17 protein-coding genes are annotated in these 15,738 nt (G+C 53.6%); 6 read left to right on the forward strand and 11 right to left on the reverse strand.

From position 1 onward, the window contains the following. Positions 1-22: 22 nt before the first annotated feature. The gene (locus PFRI_RS04460; RefSeq protein WP_072629574.1) at positions 23-385 is read left to right on the forward strand and encodes a PaaI family thioesterase; all 363 of its coding nucleotides are present in this window, start codon (positions 23-25) and stop codon (positions 383-385) included. Here PFRI_RS04460 and PFRI_RS04465 read toward each other — a convergent pair. Further along, positions 382-1,578, reverse strand: a complete 1,197-nt coding sequence (locus PFRI_RS04465) for a hydantoinase/carbamoylase family amidase (RefSeq protein WP_072629540.1) — start codon at positions 1,576-1,578, stop codon at positions 382-384. The two genes, PFRI_RS04460 and PFRI_RS04465, sit on opposite strands and share 4 nt — an antisense overlap. A 96-nt stretch (positions 1,579-1,674) precedes the next feature. On the opposite strand from PFRI_RS04465, the gene PFRI_RS04470 reads away from it, so the two are divergent. From PFRI_RS04470 to PFRI_RS04480, 3 genes are read left to right on the forward strand one after another with little or no spacing between them, the layout of a single operon-like run. After that, positions 1,675-2,334 carry a histidine phosphatase family protein gene (locus tag PFRI_RS04470; protein ID WP_072629541.1) on the forward strand — a complete coding sequence of 220 codons (660 nt, stop codon included), beginning with the start codon at positions 1,675-1,677 and terminating at the stop codon, positions 2,332-2,334. Positions 2,335-2,346: 12 nt separating this feature from the next. Next, a complete protein-coding gene (locus PFRI_RS04475) occupies positions 2,347-3,393 on the forward strand; it encodes a saccharopine dehydrogenase (RefSeq protein WP_072629542.1) in 1,047 nt (348 codons plus the stop codon). Positions 3,394-3,405: 12 nt separating this feature from the next. Continuing rightward, complete coding sequence (locus PFRI_RS04480; protein ID WP_072629543.1) at positions 3,406-4,545, forward strand: saccharopine dehydrogenase family protein; 1,140 nt, start codon at positions 3,406-3,408, stop codon at positions 4,543-4,545. Positions 4,546-4,584: 39 nt separating this feature from the next. Here the strand turns inward: PFRI_RS04480 and PFRI_RS04485 are convergent, their stop codons facing one another. From PFRI_RS04485 to PFRI_RS04505, 5 genes are read right to left on the reverse strand one after another with little or no spacing between them, the layout of a single operon-like run. Then, positions 4,585-5,316, reverse strand: a complete 732-nt coding sequence (locus tag PFRI_RS04485; protein WP_072629544.1) for an SDR family NAD(P)-dependent oxidoreductase — start codon at positions 5,314-5,316, stop codon at positions 4,585-4,587. Then, the gene (locus PFRI_RS04490) at positions 5,313-5,876 is read right to left on the reverse strand and encodes a DUF3833 family protein (protein ID WP_072629545.1); all 564 of its coding nucleotides are present in this window, start codon (positions 5,874-5,876) and stop codon (positions 5,313-5,315) included. The genes PFRI_RS04485 and PFRI_RS04490 overlap by 4 nt, the downstream gene beginning before the upstream one ends. A 4-nt stretch (positions 5,877-5,880) precedes the next feature. Next, a complete protein-coding gene (locus PFRI_RS04495; RefSeq protein WP_072629546.1) occupies positions 5,881-7,128 on the reverse strand; it encodes an MFS transporter in 1,248 nt (415 codons plus the stop codon). Then, positions 7,128-7,880 (reverse strand): DUF1365 domain-containing protein, encoded by a 753-nt coding sequence (locus PFRI_RS04500; RefSeq protein ID WP_072629547.1) that lies wholly within the window; start codon positions 7,878-7,880, stop codon positions 7,128-7,130. Before PFRI_RS04500 ends, PFRI_RS04495 begins: the two co-directional genes overlap by 1 nt. Then, positions 7,877-9,178 carry an NAD(P)/FAD-dependent oxidoreductase gene (locus tag PFRI_RS04505; RefSeq protein ID WP_072629548.1) on the reverse strand — a complete coding sequence of 434 codons (1,302 nt, stop codon included), beginning with the start codon at positions 9,176-9,178 and terminating at the stop codon, positions 7,877-7,879. The genes PFRI_RS04500 and PFRI_RS04505 overlap by 4 nt, the downstream gene beginning before the upstream one ends. A 235-nt stretch (positions 9,179-9,413) precedes the next feature. Between PFRI_RS04505 and PFRI_RS04510 the strand changes: the two genes are divergently transcribed. Beyond that, positions 9,414-9,953, forward strand: coding sequence for a sigma-70 family RNA polymerase sigma factor (locus tag PFRI_RS04510; RefSeq protein WP_072629549.1), 540 nt, complete (start codon positions 9,414-9,416; stop codon positions 9,951-9,953). Between the two features lie 5 nt (positions 9,954-9,958). Then, positions 9,959-10,606: a ChrR family anti-sigma-E factor gene (locus tag PFRI_RS04515; protein ID WP_072629575.1), complete on the forward strand. Its 648-nt coding sequence runs from the start codon at positions 9,959-9,961 to the stop codon at positions 10,604-10,606. Here the strand turns inward: PFRI_RS04515 and PFRI_RS04520 are convergent. From PFRI_RS04520 to PFRI_RS04540, 5 genes are all read right to left on the reverse strand, one after another. Beyond that, positions 10,603-10,953 carry a nuclear transport factor 2 family protein gene (locus PFRI_RS04520; RefSeq protein ID WP_072629550.1) on the reverse strand — a complete coding sequence of 117 codons (351 nt, stop codon included), beginning with the start codon at positions 10,951-10,953 and terminating at the stop codon, positions 10,603-10,605. The genes PFRI_RS04515 and PFRI_RS04520 overlap by 4 nt on opposite strands. After that, positions 10,943-12,103, reverse strand: a complete 1,161-nt coding sequence (locus PFRI_RS04525) for a DNA recombination protein RmuC (RefSeq protein WP_072629551.1) — start codon at positions 12,101-12,103, stop codon at positions 10,943-10,945. Before PFRI_RS04525 ends, PFRI_RS04520 begins: the two co-directional genes overlap by 11 nt. Further along, the gene (mutL, locus tag PFRI_RS04530) at positions 12,103-13,932 is read right to left on the reverse strand and encodes a DNA mismatch repair endonuclease MutL (protein ID WP_072629576.1); all 1,830 of its coding nucleotides are present in this window, start codon (positions 13,930-13,932) and stop codon (positions 12,103-12,105) included. The genes PFRI_RS04525 and mutL overlap by 1 nt, the downstream gene beginning before the upstream one ends. A 114-nt stretch (positions 13,933-14,046) precedes the next feature. Next, positions 14,047-15,369, reverse strand: a complete 1,323-nt coding sequence (locus PFRI_RS04535) for an ammonium transporter AmtB (RefSeq protein WP_072629552.1) — start codon at positions 15,367-15,369, stop codon at positions 14,047-14,049. A gap of 24 nt (positions 15,370-15,393) precedes the next feature. Next, on the reverse strand, positions 15,394-15,732 hold the full coding sequence (locus PFRI_RS04540) for a P-II family nitrogen regulator (protein WP_072629553.1): 339 nt from the start codon (positions 15,730-15,732) through the stop codon (positions 15,394-15,396). Positions 15,733-15,738 lie beyond the last annotated feature (6 nt).

The raw sequence follows: 15,738 nt of genomic DNA on the forward strand, positions 1-15,738 counted from the left end.
CAGCTTCGCCCACCAATCTTTTATGACACTTCTAAACGCGCGTATGGAAACACTCGCACTAGGCCACGCGCAGATATCGGTCACGATAGATGAGCGCGTGCAGCAACAGCAAGGTTTTGCACATGGCGGCCTGATTTTCTCACTCGCGGATAGCGCTGCCGGATATGCCGCACTCACAATGCTTCCTCTCGATATGGAGGTCATGACGGCAGAGCTCAAGATCAACTATCTCGCCGCCGCAAAAGGAACTCTCACAGCAACAGGGCGAGTCCTGAAACCCGGTAAACGTCTAATAGTTGTCGCGGCTGACGTCTGGGCAGAGCTCGACGGAACGCGCAAACATATCGCCGCTGTTCAGGGCACGATGGTACCTGTCAAAACCTAGATAAGGCGTGCAACAGCGCCTGCCAACACGCGCAAACCTGCCACCAAATCCGCCTCATCGGTGTCCTCTTCGAACGCGTGGCTGATTCCATTGATTGAGGGCACGAAAAGCATCGCAGCGGGCATCAAGGCAGACACATTCGTTGCATCATGCAGGGCCCCTGATGGCATTTTGCGCCATTGACCTTGCGCGCACTCATCTGCACTTGCCTCTAGCGCCGCTCGCAATTGCAAATCCATCGCGACAGGTTCAAGACCAAGCAAAGGACCATAGCTCAATTCCATTCCATAGGTTTCAGCGATGTCATTTACCGTCTCTCTGATCACCATTTCCATACGCACCAGTCGATCCAGATCACCATCGCGCCATTGCATCGAAAACGTCACCTTCCCAGGAACAATCGAGGAGGCATTGGGATGCAAACTAACATGCCCAATTGTCCAAACCGATTGCCGCGTCACGACATTACGCAAGCGATCATTAAGCATCGCATTGAACCCCGATAACGCTTGAAACGCGTCTCGTCGCAGCGCCATGGGTGTGGTTCCAGCGTGGTTTTGCTGCCCTTCCAAGGTAATATTCATATCTCGAATACCGACGATATCAGTCACAATGCCAACAACATCGGTTGTGCCGTCCATCACTGGTCCCTGTTCGATATGCATCTCGATAAAGCTGGTGAAACGGGATGGATCAACAAACTCTTCTCTTTTGCCACCCATCAAAGCGCGCGCTTGGGCAAACGTAACCCCACTCTGATCCGTCAACGCGTCAGCGCCTGCCAGATCGAGCGTTCCACTCCAAATAGCGCTACCTGTGGTAACGCCAAACCGCCCTTCTTCATCTTGAAAAGAGACGACAGAAACAGGCGTTAACCCATCTTCAAACCGCGCCCGCGCGATTTCCAACGCGGCCATCACACCCAAAGCCCCGTCAAGCCAACCACCCTCTGGCTGACTGTCTGTATGCGATCCCAGCAGCAGACTTTGACCCTCCGCAAGCCCAAAGACAGAACCAGCCGGATCAACATGCACCTCTAACCCACAAGCGCGAAGCTGATCCGCTAACCAAGCACGCGCGTCAATATCGGGCGCCGAAAAAGCAGGGCGCACCACACCTTTGCCAACTCCGCTCGCACCAAAACTGCGCAGGTGATGCAAGCTCTCTAAAAAGCGCTGGGGATTGAGGGGCATTTGCAGTCTCCTTTGCTGCATTACACTCACACAAATCCGCCCCTTTCAACTCTGCATCCCGAGCGCTACATCTTTGGAACGCGATAAGGAAAAGACATGTCACAAATCACCCTCGTGCGGCACGGTCAGGCCAATTCCGATAGCACGGATGAACACGGCTATGACAAGCTTAGCCCCCTCGGGCACGAACAAGCCGCTTGGCTTGGCGCGCATATGCGCGAGACGCATCAGGCTTTTGACAGCGTTTACTGCGGCACGTTGCGACGTCACGTCGAAACCGCCGCTGGCATGACCGCTGAGCAATACGCCCCCATCACGCAAGACGCGCGGCTGAATGAGCTTGCCTACTTCGACCTTTCCAACGCGTTCGAAGCTTATAGCGGTCAGCCAATACCGACACTGCAAGAAGAATTCGTCGCCCATATGCCCCGCTTGTTCGAAGCATGGATGGACGGGCATTTGAAAGATATACCAGAGAGTTTCGCAAGTTTTGAGGACCGGGTCAGCCAAGCAATTGAAGACATAAGCGCGCGCAGTGATCGCGCACTGGTGATCACATCAGGTGGCGTGATTGGATTGATGACGCGCCAAGTACTTGATTTGAGTACGGATAATTATGCGCGCACATGCTTGTCTATTATGAACTCATCGACCCATCGCTTCACAAAGATCGGCTCCAAGCTTTCGCTGTCGCAATTCAACAACATCGCTCATCTTGAGCACGTCGGGCGTCACCACGCGCAAACGCACATCTAAAGGGCTTAGAATATGACACATCTCTGGGTGCGCGCCGAGCAGCGCGAAAATGAAGAACGCGTCGGCTTAACACCTGCAGGCGCGGCGGAACTTATTAAAGCAGGTCTGCGCGTCACTGTTGAACAAAGCTCCGTCCGCGCGATCGGGATTGAAGGGTATAAGGCAGCAGGATGCGAAATTGCGCCAGAGAACAGTTGGCCCGATGCTCCTGCGAATGCGATTATCTTTGGTCTGAAAGAATTACCTGAAGACGGTACTCCCCTTTCCCATCTCCACATCATGTTCGGACATGCATTCAAAGGCCAACCAACAGGGCGCATTCTGCTTGACCGCTTCAAAGCGGGCGGCGGCACGCTTTATGATCTGGAATATCTCGTTGATGAAACAGATAGCCGCGTTGCAGCCTTTGGATATTGGGCAGGATATGCAGGCGCAGCGGTCACATTGCGTTGCTGGATGGCTCAACAAAACGGTGGCATCGCTGGCACTGTTGGTGTGTTTAAAAGCTCGGACGCCCTCGTTGATGATTTACAGAACGCTCTGAAAGGTTTGGATAAATCCACGCTCAACGCTCTGATCATAGGCGCGCTTGGCCGTGTTGGCACTGGTGCAACCGATCTGCTGAGCACACTCGATATCCCCGTTACGAAATGGGACATGGCCGAAACCGCCAGCGGCGGCCCTTTCCCTGAAGTGCTTGACCATACGCTTTTCTTGAACTGCATTCTGGCACGACCCGGCACACCTGTTTTCGTTCCCGAAAGCGCTAAGACCGATGAACGCCACCTTAGAGTGATCGGCGATATTGCTTGCGACCCCGATAGCGATTTCTCTCCGATCAAGGTCTATAATCGCACCACAACTTGGGACGAACCTGCACTGCGCGTGCATGATGCTCCTCCTCTTGATGTGACGGCGATCGACAACCTGCCCTCTATGCTGCCAGTTGAGAGTTCCGAGGATTACGCAGAGCAACTCTTGCCTTCCCTCCTAACCCTCGCCAATCTCGACAGTGGTGTCTGGGCGCGAGCTGAAACCACTTTCAAAGAACATCTGTAAGGAAACGTAGACATGATAATTCATTGGTGCGGCACTGGCCTTTCGGCCATCCCGGGTTTGCGACGTTTGATCAAAGCGGGCCACGACGTCACCGTCTGGAACCGCACGCTCGACAAAGCACAGGATGCTGCTGGCGATCTCACGAAAGACATTCGGGTGTTTGATCTTGATGCTGTCGGCGCTGCGCTAGAGACTGGCGATGTTGTCGTGTCGATGCTTCCGGGTGATTGGCATGTTCCGCTTGCGCAAAAAGCCATCGACGCTGGTGCGCATTTTGTCAGCTCCTCTTATATCGCGCCTGAAATGCGTGATCTGGACAACCAAGCGCGCAGCAAAGGCGTTGCATTGGTCAATGAAATTGGCCTCGATCCGGGTATCGACCACCTCATGGCGCACCATTTGATCGAGACCTATCGCGCCAGCGATGCGCTCGACAAAGACGCTGAACTGTCCTTCACCTCCTATTGCGGTGGCATCCCGAAAACGCCAAATCCGTTCCGCTATAAGTTCAGTTGGTCTCCTCTTGGCGTGCTTAAAGCACTGCGGTCTCCTTCAAAATCTATTCGTGATTTCAAAGAGTTCAACGTCGCACGCCCGTGGGATGCGATCACGCATTACGAAGTACCGCTACCCACACCAGAGAGCTTTGAGGTGTATCCGAACCGCGATTCTCTTCCTTTCATGGCGCAGTACCACTTTGACACAGAATGGAACGTAAAAGAGTTCGTGCGCGGCACAATTCGCTTGAATGGTTGGGCAGATGCGTGGGCAAATGTCTTCGCTGAAATCGAAACGCTTGAGGGCGCAAGCGGCGAAGCCCGCCTTAAAGAAATGTCAGACAAATTCTGGGCAGAGAACGCTTATGACGAAGGTGAGCCCGACCGCGTTGTTCTGTGCGTCGCGCTCAAGGCCGAGAAAAATGGCAAAACAACTTGGCATCAGAGCTATGTGATGGATGCTTGGGGGGATGAGAACGGCACGGCTATGGCGCGTCTCGTGTCTATCCCGCTCTCGCATGCGATTGAGGCTGTGATCGCTGGGAAAATCGGCGTTGGCGTCAGTGCTGCCACGAACGACCCAGAGCTTTTGCCGCAATGGCTGGCTGAGATCGACAAGCTCGCTCAGCACCTTACCATCGTTGACCACATGTAAAACAAAAGCGCGCCGTTCATGCGCGGCGCGCACTTTTCTTTAGGCGAACAGACGATAATACATCCAGTCCGGCATGAATTGGCTAAGCCTAAAGACCCACGAAAACATGCCAGGAAAGCTTTTCTTAAACCTGTCTGTGTTCATCAACTCAAACATCTCACGCGCTGCGTCGTCCGGCTCCATAATGAAGGGCATCTTAAAGTCGTTCTTTTCGGTTAAACGTGTCTTGATGAAACCCGGATTGGCGAGTTGCACATCAATTCCGGTGTTACGCAAATCGGCATACATGCTTTCTGCCAAAGACATGGTTCCTGCCTTTGACGCTGCATACCCAATCGCGCCGGGCAGACCACGAAAGCCAGACAGCGATCCCGTAATCACCAGATGTCCCGTGCCGCGCGCTTGCATCATTGGCATCACCGCGCCCATGACACGCACCGCGCCGGTAAAGTTGATATCCACCATCGCTTCGGCCTTTTCGGCATCCCACTCTTGCGATTTCATAGGCCAGTAAACGCCCGCCAAAAACACAACGCCGTCTACATCACCAACAGCAGACGCCGCCGCTTCAACGCTTGCGCGGTCACTCACATCGACCACTTGAGCGGACGCGTTTCCCGGCAATTCAGCAACCAATGCGTCGAGCTTGTCTTGCGACCGCGCAGAGACTATCACTTCGACCCCGGCGCGCGCCAACTGATGCGCCAATGCCGCGCCTAAACCTTCACTCGCCCCAACCAGCCAATACCGTTTGCCTGCCCAATCTCTCACGCCACTTCCTTCTTTCTCATTGTCGCGACCAGCTCTGCGACCTTGAAGCCGAATTTGCGGAACTGAGAGCGGTTCACGATAGTGCCATTCGGTGCCAGATACATCCAGTCAATCGTATCAAGCACATGGCCACCTGCTTCATCTGGTAGTTTAATGCGATATTTCAACTGCACCGCAGATCCCATTTGCGTGCCAGAGCCAGTCCCGATCAAATCAGGTGCTTCGGCCTTGATTCCACCATCGTTGCCAAGCGTCAGGTGCCATTCACGGTTCTGCACGGTGCCACTGTCATAGCGAAATTCTTCGCGCATGTAGCCTTTGTTACCGTCCCATTCCGCCTCAAAGTTACCAACAAAACGAGACGTCACGCGACCTGTTGGGCCATAAATAACGCCTTCACATTCAATCGGACCATTGAGGTGTTCACGCAGATCAAATTGCGGGTCATTCTTGGCATAGTCCAGCGGACTTTGCGCCGCAAAATCTAGATATTTGCTCTTGAGATGGTTCAAAACCAGCATCAAAGCGACACCCAGCAACACGTAACCAATCGTTTCCATTCGCTTATCCCTTTTCCATTTGTGTTGTCGCAAGCAGCGCAATCGCAAGGCATTTCAACCCGCAAGGCACGGCTGCATAAAGTAACGTCAAAAGCCAAAGTGAGGCTTCCGTATTATCGCCGCCGGAGGTAAATCCAGCCCGCTCCAACATGGGGAGCAAAACGACAGCCGCAAACGCAAGCGACAGCTTCGACACCAACGCCCAAAGACCAAAGCCTTCAGCCGCATTCGGTGCGATTTTCGCCATGCGGGTGGCGAAGGCCGCGGGCAAAAGAGTGAGGTCTGCACCCATCGCAGCGCCAGTGGCGACACAAACGAGAGCAAACAAAAAGATGTCACCAGTCCTAAGGCTAATGGCCACAGCAAAGGCGAGAACAGCAAGGATCATAGCGCTCAAAAGCACGGGTTTTATCCCGTATTTCTGTGCCAGAAACCCCCAGATCGGCGCAGCAACGGCCGCGCTCAAAAAGAACAACAAAAGCAACACACCCTCTTGGCCGGGCGCATCAAGGCGGCTCTCGACGAAGAACAGGAAAAGGGTGGAACTGACCGAAACAGGCGCTGCATTGACCAGTGCTATCAACAGCAAGCGGCGCGCCTGAACGTCTTGCAATATGACACGAAATCCAGGTCCCGCCTCAGGTTTCACATTGCTCCACTCGCCGCGCATCAACACCAAAGCGAGCATGCCCAAAACGGCAAAGGCCAATGCGAATCCAGTGAACTCGGAGTCCATAAACGTCAGAAAGATGAATGGTGCGATAGAGGCCAAGCAAACACCGAGTAGCGCACCGGTTTCTCGCCAGCGCGCAAGCCTCAAGTGACCCCCATTTGCCATGCCATCCGCTTTACCAACACCTTGGGCATAAAAGGAAATTGTTAGAAAACTGAACGCAGAAAAAACCAGCGTCAGCATGATTGCGAACCACAAAACAGGCGAAAACATCGGGGGGATCGCAAACAATCCGATCATACCACCGCAAAGGATAAAGACCCCAAAAACCACAGCAATCCCGCGTGCCTGAGCTGTCATCGCCGCGAGTTTACCTAGCAATGGATCTTGCACCACATCCAGCAAACGCAAAGCGAATAGAACCGCACCCAATGCGCCCAAAGACACGCCAAACTCGTCCACGTAAAACTTCGGCGCATGGATGTAGATCGGCAAGCCAGCCGCTGAGAGCAACGCTGCAAAAACGCCATAGCCACCCAACGCGGAAACCCGCGTGTTATCTTTAACCACGCTCTGCATTACGATATTTCGCTTGTGGGGGGCTCAGGGCGGTTGCGAAAACCAGCGCCTTTCCACCAAAGTTTCAACGCTTGCCAATGGATCAGACTTAGGACGCGCCGCGATCCAAAAGGACGCTTCAAACAGAAACCCAGAATATTGCCATTGCTCAACGGCGCGCGTGGCCCTGTCAGAGTAGCGATCAAACCGCCTGCTTGGCTCGTGTAGTCGATGAAAATTCCAACGCGCGCAGCAGTGATGTCAAAACGAAACTCATACCCACCTTCAACAGGTTGGAAAGGCGACACATGCATAAGTTTGCGTGATTTCAGACGATCACTCGCCACAATCGGACGCAGATCGTCATGGTGACACAGGTAGCTATGACGATCGCCGTATGTGTTCGTGACTTCAGAAATAACAGCACAAAGCTGATCCTGTTCATTATAAATGAGCCAGAAACACACAGGGTTAAACACATGTCCAAGCACACGCGGCTGGGTCAAAAGAAGGATAGAACCCGTTAGCGCAATCTTATTTTGCGCAAGCACCTCACGCACCCAAGCAGCGCCGCGCCCTTGTTTGGGCAAACCACCGTGATCACTATCGAAAACCGCAGTCAGATTGCGCCCGTTACGCGAAAACAACGACGGCGCATCAACAGGCGTGTCCATATCTAGCAGCACATAATCCACACGGTATCGGAACGCATTGGCAATATCGCCTTTGCGCCCATGATACGTGTGACCAGCTATGTGCTGCACTTGGCTCATTGTGCCGCAATCCCCATCGCGTTGGCACCACGCATGGCTTCGACCACATCGACTGCGCTCGAAAGACCATCTTCATGAAAGCCGTTCTTCATCCAAGCGCCGCAGAACCATGTGTTGTTCGAACCATTTAGCTGTGCCACTTCACGCTGACCGTCCAGTGCCGCGAGATCAAACACAGGATGGCGCAAAGTGACTTGATCGTAGATCAGCTCTTCACGGATCGAGCGCGTTGTGTTGAGCGTCACGAAATGCGGATCATTCGCAGGGATCGGCTGTAGCGAGTTCATCCAATAGGTCAGATCAATCCGATCATTCGTCTTGCTCGCGTCCTCTGTGTAATTCCAAGATGACCAGCACACTTTGCGTTTAGGCATCACCGACGCGTCCGCGTGCAGGATGATGTCATTCGGTTGGTATGCGATCTTACCCAATGCCGCAGCTTCTTCAGCAGTAGGATCCGCCAACAAACGCAAGCTATCGTCGGAATGCGTGGCGAAGATCACCTCGTCAAATGCCTCCCACTCACGACCATACGCTTTGATCTCAATCCCATCCGCAACACGGCGCACCGCATCAATCGGCGCACCTAGCCGCAAATCGACACCTTTGGCGCGCAAAGACGTCTCAACACGGCGTACATATTCCGTTGAACCACCGTTCACCGTGTACCACTGATGCTGCCCGGTTACCCCCAGCAAAGCGTGGTTCTTAAAGAAGTCCATCATCGCGTACGCAGGAAAATCCATAATCTTGTCCGTTGGCGTCGACCAAATCGCACCGGACAAAGGCGCCAAGTAATAGTCACGGAAATACCGTCCGACACCCAACTCATCTAAGAAAGTTCCGATTGTCCAATCGCGGTTTGCGGCGGCGATATCGTAACCCTTGCCGTTAAAGCGATTGATATCGCGCAACATCCGCAGGAACCTTGGATCAAGGACATTCTTGCTCTGCGCGAACACAGCGCGCACAGAGGCGAGCCCATATTCCAAACGCCCCCCGTCAATAGAGGCACCAAAACTCATGCTCGATTCCACGACGGGCACATCAAGCTCTGCGAACAATGCCGCCAGATGCGGATAGTTCGCGTAGTTAAACACGATAAAGCCCGTGTCGACAGGCTGGTTCCCGCTCGCTCCTGCCATAATAGTGCGCGCATGACCGCCCAAACGCTTCTCTGCTTCGAAAACCGTCACACGGTTGTCGCCGGCAAGCATGTGCGCGGCACCAAGACCTGATATACCTGCACCGATCACGGCAATATTTTTATGTGGCCGGTGTCCGTTCTGTGTTGGCATTCAAAGCGCTCCAAAGCTAAATACTGATAGATGTTATGAGAGTGTACGCAGCTTCGCTGTAATCGGATGTAAATGAAGAAAATTAGCAGGCGAGTGATCCAATTCAGCAAAAGACGCGTATTAATTTACGTTGATACGCGTGAAAGCCTTGGAACACGATCCAAATACCCCAGTTTCGGTCTAAATATCCGCATTTGGGACGTACAAAAGTAAGAAAAGCCAGGACTGAACTGACGTGAGCAACACAACGAAAGACTGGACCGCGCAAATTTATGCGATCAGGGACAAACAGGATCAGGCAGCCTTTGCCGAACTGTTCGCCCACTTCGCGCCGCGTGTGAAAGGCTTTTTAATGAAAAGCGGCGCTGATGCGTCTTTGGCAGAGGAATGTACCCAAGAGGTGATGGCCACTTTATGGCGCAAAGCGCGCATGTTTGATCCGAGCCGCGCGAGTGCGTCTACCTGGATCTACACAATTGCGCGAAACCGTAAAATTGACGCATTGCGCAAGCAACGTCGGCCTGAACCGGAAGATTTACCTTGGGGTCCCGAAGCTGAACCCGAACAAGCCGATGCAATCGGTTTGAAACAAGAGACAGAGCAATTGGCAGTTGCGATCAAGGAATTGCCAGAGAAACAAAGGAGTTTGATTGAACAAGCCTATTATGGCGACCTTTCGCATAGTGAAATTGCAGAAATTACAGGTCTCCCACTGGGCACAATCAAATCCCGCATTAGGTTAGCTCTAGAACGTTTGCGCCACGCTATGAAGTGATGAACATGACAGATACGATTAAACACCACCTGACGCCCGAAATTCTGATGGCTTATTCCGCTGGCACTTTGCCAGAGGCGTTTGGCCTGATCGTGGCAACCCACGTTTCGATGTGCGATACATGTCGCTCTGATCTGGATAGCTACGATGCTGTCGGCGGTGTTGTCATGGAAGATGCCAAGTTAGCCAATGTATCTGATGACGCCTTCGCCGCGACAATGAAGCTTATTTCTTCAGGCGACAGCACCCCGTTAACGCCACGTCGATCATCAGGAACGCTCCCTAGCCCGCTTCAGGATTATGTCGGCGGCGATCTGGATCAGATCAAATGGAAGCCACTTGGCATGGGCGTAAAACAGGCGATCTTGCCAACGTCAAAGGCGGCAACTGCGCGATTGCTCTATATTCCAGCAGGCGCAGCCGTGCCGGACCATGGACACAACGGCACTGAAATGACACTCGTTCTGCAAGGTGCATTCGTCGATGAAGACGACCGGTTCGCACGTGGCGATGTCGAAGTCGCGAACGAAGACCTAGAGCACACGCCAATCGCGGATGTAGGCGAAGACTGCATTTGCTTGGCCGTTACCGACGCGCCACTCAAGTTTAACGCGTTCCTGCCCCGTCTCGCACAGCGCTTCTTGCGAATCTAAATGTCCTCGTGACAGGCTGATGCTTGCGTCACTTGCCCGTTCTCATCAAAAAGCAACGTCTCTGCCGCGCGCACACCGCGGTGGTTCAGGTATGTGATCACCATCATCTGATGACCTTTGAAAACATGTAAGACCTCGAACTTGAGGTCCGGTTGTTTTTCTAATGCACGTCCCCAGTAATCGCGTAATGCTTCAGTTCCATGCAACTCACCCGCACCCACCAAAGCCACGGCCTTGAGTGAGCGAAAACAAACGTCATCGCTATAGTGCGACAGAATACGATCTAGATCGTGGCTGTTCCAAGCGCTTTCCCACTCGCGCGCGAATATGTCGAAATCAACGTTCAATCTTTGGCCCTGCCAATGGAACGACTTTCGCGATTGGATCGGGTGACAATTCTTCAAAGTCAAAGTTATCCAAGCGACGCGCGCGCCGTCCAGCTTTGTCGGAGCTTATCTTGATCTCGGCGATATCTTTCGACGCCTGATTGAAATGACGATCAAGGTTCTCAACCCGTGTCCCCAACCGTTCAATATCCCCGAACAACAGCCCCAACTCACGCCGGATCGCGCCAGCTTGTTCTTGCATACGCGCGTCTTTCAAGATCGCGCGCATCGTATTCAACGTCGCCATGCAAGTAGTGGGTGATACGATCCAAACCCGCGCTGCAAATCCCTCGCGCACAAGTTCAGGAAAATTCGAATGCAGCTCTGCATAAACAGCCTCAGAAGGTAGGAACATCAATGCCCCATCTGCCGTTTCACCGTCCAAAATATACTTATCCGAGATCGCTTTGATATGCGCCTTAACGGACGTGCGCATCATCCGCGCCGCATCATTCAATTGCTGCTGTGTTTCTGCATTACGAAGCGCCTCATACGCCTCCAAAGGAAACTTGCTGTCCACCACAATTGGTCCCGGAGGATTGGGTAAATGGATCAAACAATCCGCGCGCTTGCCGTTTGAAAGCGTCGCCTGCCACGTATAACTGTCCGCAGGCAGCGCTTTACTCACGATATCTTTCAACTGAATTTCCCCAAACGCCCCACGCGTTTGTTTGTTGCTCAATATATCCTGAAGGCTCAATACATCGCCCGACAGTTTGGTTATATTATCCTGAGCCTTATCAATCGCTTGCAGACGTTGCTGTAGCTCACCCAAACTTTGCGCCGTGCGCCGAGCCGAGCCTTGCAGGTTCTCGTTCATCGTCCCACTCACATGCGTCAGGCGTTGCTCCATCAGCTGCAAGAGATTGGCTTGTGACGCGGCGGCGGCCTCTGACACATGGTTCAAACCACCCGCCAATTGTTGTTGTCCATCGGACAAAGACTGCACGCGCTGCCCCAACATTCCCATCTGGTTCGCCAGTGGCTCTGTCATCCTCGCAGATCGCCCTGCTGCGCGGATCACCACGATCAAGAGCACAAATATCAACAAAAACGCCAACACCCCCGCGATCGCGGCAAGTACGAACGGGTCTTCTAAATCAATCGTCATCAGGTCCGTCCAAACAGCCGTTCAATGTCGGCGAGTTTCAATTCCACATAGGTCGGTCGCCCATGATTGCACTGGCCCGAATGCGGCGTTGCTTCCATTTCACGCAACAGCGCATTCATCTCTTCACCGCGCATCCACCGGCCTGAACGAATGGACCCATGACAGGCCACACGGCTCAGGATCGCTTCAATCTTGGCTTGCACCGCGATGCTTTCGCCTTGGTCCGAAAGTTCATCAAGGATGTCGAGCAACATCGCTTTCGCGTTCACTTCCCCCAAAATCGCAGGTGTTTCGCGTACGGCAATCGCGCCGCCGCCAAAACGCTCGATGCCAAGGCCGAACCGCTCCAACTCTTCCGCGATCTCCATCAATCGCGCACAATCGCCATCGGATAATTCAACTATTTCTGGGATCAACAAAGCCTGCGCCGCAACACCATTCGCAGCCATTTGTTTCTTTAACTTCTCATAGACCAACCGCTCATGCGCTGCATGTTGATCAACGATCACCATCCCATCCGCTGTCTGCGCGATGATGTAATTCTCATGCACCTGCCCGCGTGCAGCCCCCAACGGAAACTGCTCCGCTGGTGTGTCTTCAACCACAGGTTCAACGCGGCTGAACACACCCGCCGTTTCTTCAAATCCGGGCGCTTGTGCTTGATAGCTTGCGCGCATTGCACCCTGAGATGGGCGATCCATTTGATAGACCCGCGCAGGCCCAGTCGGCTCAGCCCGCATCGCGCCCAAAGTCGCATCTGCCACAGTCGTAGAGGCGCGGTGCCCTGCCTCTGCCAAGGCGTGGCGCAAGGCCGATACAATCAACCCACGCGCCAGCCCAGGGTCACGAAACCGTACCTCTGATTTCGCAGGATGCACGTTCACATCCACCAACTGAGGATCGCAATCGAGGAATAGCGCCGCGGCAGGATGACGATCGCGCGAAAGAAAGTCGAAATAAGCTCCACGCAAAGCACCGTACAAAAGCTTGTCGCGCACAGGGCGTCCATTGACGAACAAATACTGCGTCACCGCAGATCCCCGCGAGTAAGTCGGCAAAGCTGCAAAACCCGTCAAATGCAGACCTTCGCGTTCAGCCTCAATACGTAGGGAATTATCAGCGAATTCTTTGCCAATAATCTGCGAAAGTCGCCCGTGAAGCGCATCAAACAAATCACCGTTCTCTGCATCTACTCGGAACGTCACACGTCCTTCGCCGCCACCCGTCACATCACGTAAAGTAAATCCAACAAACGGCTCCGCCATCGCCAACCGCTTGACCACATCCGTAATCGCCTGCGACTCCGCGCGATCCGTGCGCATGAATTTCAAACGCGCGGGCGTTGCAAAGAACAAATCGCGCAGCTCGACAACGGACCCTTTGGACAACGCCGCAGGCTTTATGGCACTCATCGCGCCGCCGTTGACAGCGATCTCATGCGCATCATGACCGGCAGCGCGCGAGGTAATCGTCAGTCGGCCAACAGCACCAAGCGAGGGCAACGCTTCGCCGCGAAACCCGAAAGTATGGATGTTTAGCAGATCACTGCCGTCAATCTTCGAGGTCGCATGACGCGACAGCGCAAGCGGCAAAGCATCAGGGACAATTCCGCATCCATCATCAACGACGCGGATCAGTGTTTTACCGCCATCTGCGTAGGCCACTTCAATCCGATGCGCGCCAGCATCGATGGCATTCTCGACCAATTCCTTAACGGCGGAAGCAGGGCGTTCGACCACTTCACCCGCAGCAATCCGATTGATCGCAGCATCATCAAGCTGACGGATAACAGGTTGGCTATCGCTTATGTTGGGGGCAAGATCATTCATACCCCAACACATAGCATAAAGACGCGCGATTCTGCCACGCACCAAAACAGCGTTAACCAACAAAAAACCCGGGCGCGGACGCCCGGGGTAAAGTCTGTCTTAGACTTTGGGAGGTTAGCCTTTTGAGAATTCAGGGTAGGCTTCCATGCCCAGCTCAGTTGTGTCGAGACCGCTGATCTCAGCTTCTTCGCTGACACGGATACCCACTGTCGCTTTCAGGATGAACCAAATCGCGCCGGACACCACGAAGGTGAACACACCGACAACCATGATGGAATAAAGCTGCACACCAAGGTTCGCCGCATCATTGGTGAACGTCACTGCGATTGTGCCCCAGATACCTGCGAACAAGTGCACAGGGATCGCACCAACAACATCGTCGATCTTCAGCTTATCAAGGAAGGGAACCGCGAAGACCACGATTACACCACCAACTGCACCGATCAGCGTCGCTTGACCAAGGGAAGGTGTCAAAGGCTCTGCCGTGATGGACACGAGACCCGCAAGAGCACCGTTCAAGATCATGGTAAGGTCAGGCTTTTTGTAGAGAAGTTGCGTCAAGATCATCGCTGTCAGAGCACCGCCAGCCGCAGCTGCATTGGTGTTGGAGAAGATGCGAGAGATGTCGGCAACGTTCGCAGCGCTGTCCATATACAGCTGGGAACCGCCATTGAAACCGAACCAACCGAGCCACAGAATGAACGTGCCAAGCGTTGCAAGCGTCAGGTTGGAACCCGGCATCGGGATCGTGCGGCCGTTCTTATACTTACCAATACGTGGACCAAGGATCAGAGCACCCGCAAGTGCCGCCCAACCACCGACAGAGTGCACAACTGTGGAACCCGCGAAGTCCTGAAAGCCCATGCCGTCAAGGAAACCGCCGCCCCATTTCCAGCTCGCTTGGATCGGGTAAATCAGACCAACAAGGATCGCCGTAAAGGCGAGGAAGGGCCAAAGTTTGATACGCTCCGCCAGTGCGCCGGACACGATAGATGCTGTCGCCGCACAGAACATCAGTTGGAAGAAGAAGTCAGATCCGACAGAAGCATAGGTCAGGTCAGGCTCAGCCCCCTCAAGACCGACAGGCTCGAGCGACGTTAGCGAGAATGCGCCAAGCACGCCTTGAATCGACCAACCATCGCCAGGATACATCAGGTTGTAACCGATCAGATAGTAAACAATCGTAGCGAGCGAGAAGAGACCCATGTTCTTGGTCAGCTGCATCGTCACGTTCTTACCGCGTACAAGACCAGCTTCCAGCATGGCGAAACCAGCGGCCATGAAGAAGACCAGAAAGCCCGCAACAAGGAACATAAAGGTGGTGAAAATAAAGCCGATCTCGGCGTTGGTCGGCGTTGTGTCCGCCTCTTGCGCCAGTCCCAAACTCGGGAGCAGCACTAACAGCGCGGTGGCACTCAAAAGTGTCGTCTTTTTCATATCCGTATCCTTCAACATGCGCGCTTAAATCGCGTCGTTATTTGTTTCACCTGTCCGCACACGCACCGCTTGCGCTACGTCGAGGACGAAAATTTTGCCGTCACCGATTTTGCCAGTGCGCGCTGTGTTAGTGATCGTCTCGACCACTTGGTCGGCCATGTCGGCACCGATCACAATTTCCAGCTTCACCTTGGGCACAAAGTTCACCGCATATTCAGCGCCGCGATAAATTTCTGTATGGCCAGATTGGGCACCGAACCCTTTGATCTCTGTAACCATCATGCCGCGCACGCCAATATCTGTGAGCGCTTCGCGGACGTCCTCCAGCTTGAATGGTTTGATTGTTGCTATGATGAGTTTCACCTGAAA

Source organism: Planktotalea frisia (assembly GCF_001890925.1).
GTDB classification, from domain to species: Bacteria; Pseudomonadota; Alphaproteobacteria; order Rhodobacterales; family Rhodobacteraceae; genus Planktotalea; species Planktotalea frisia.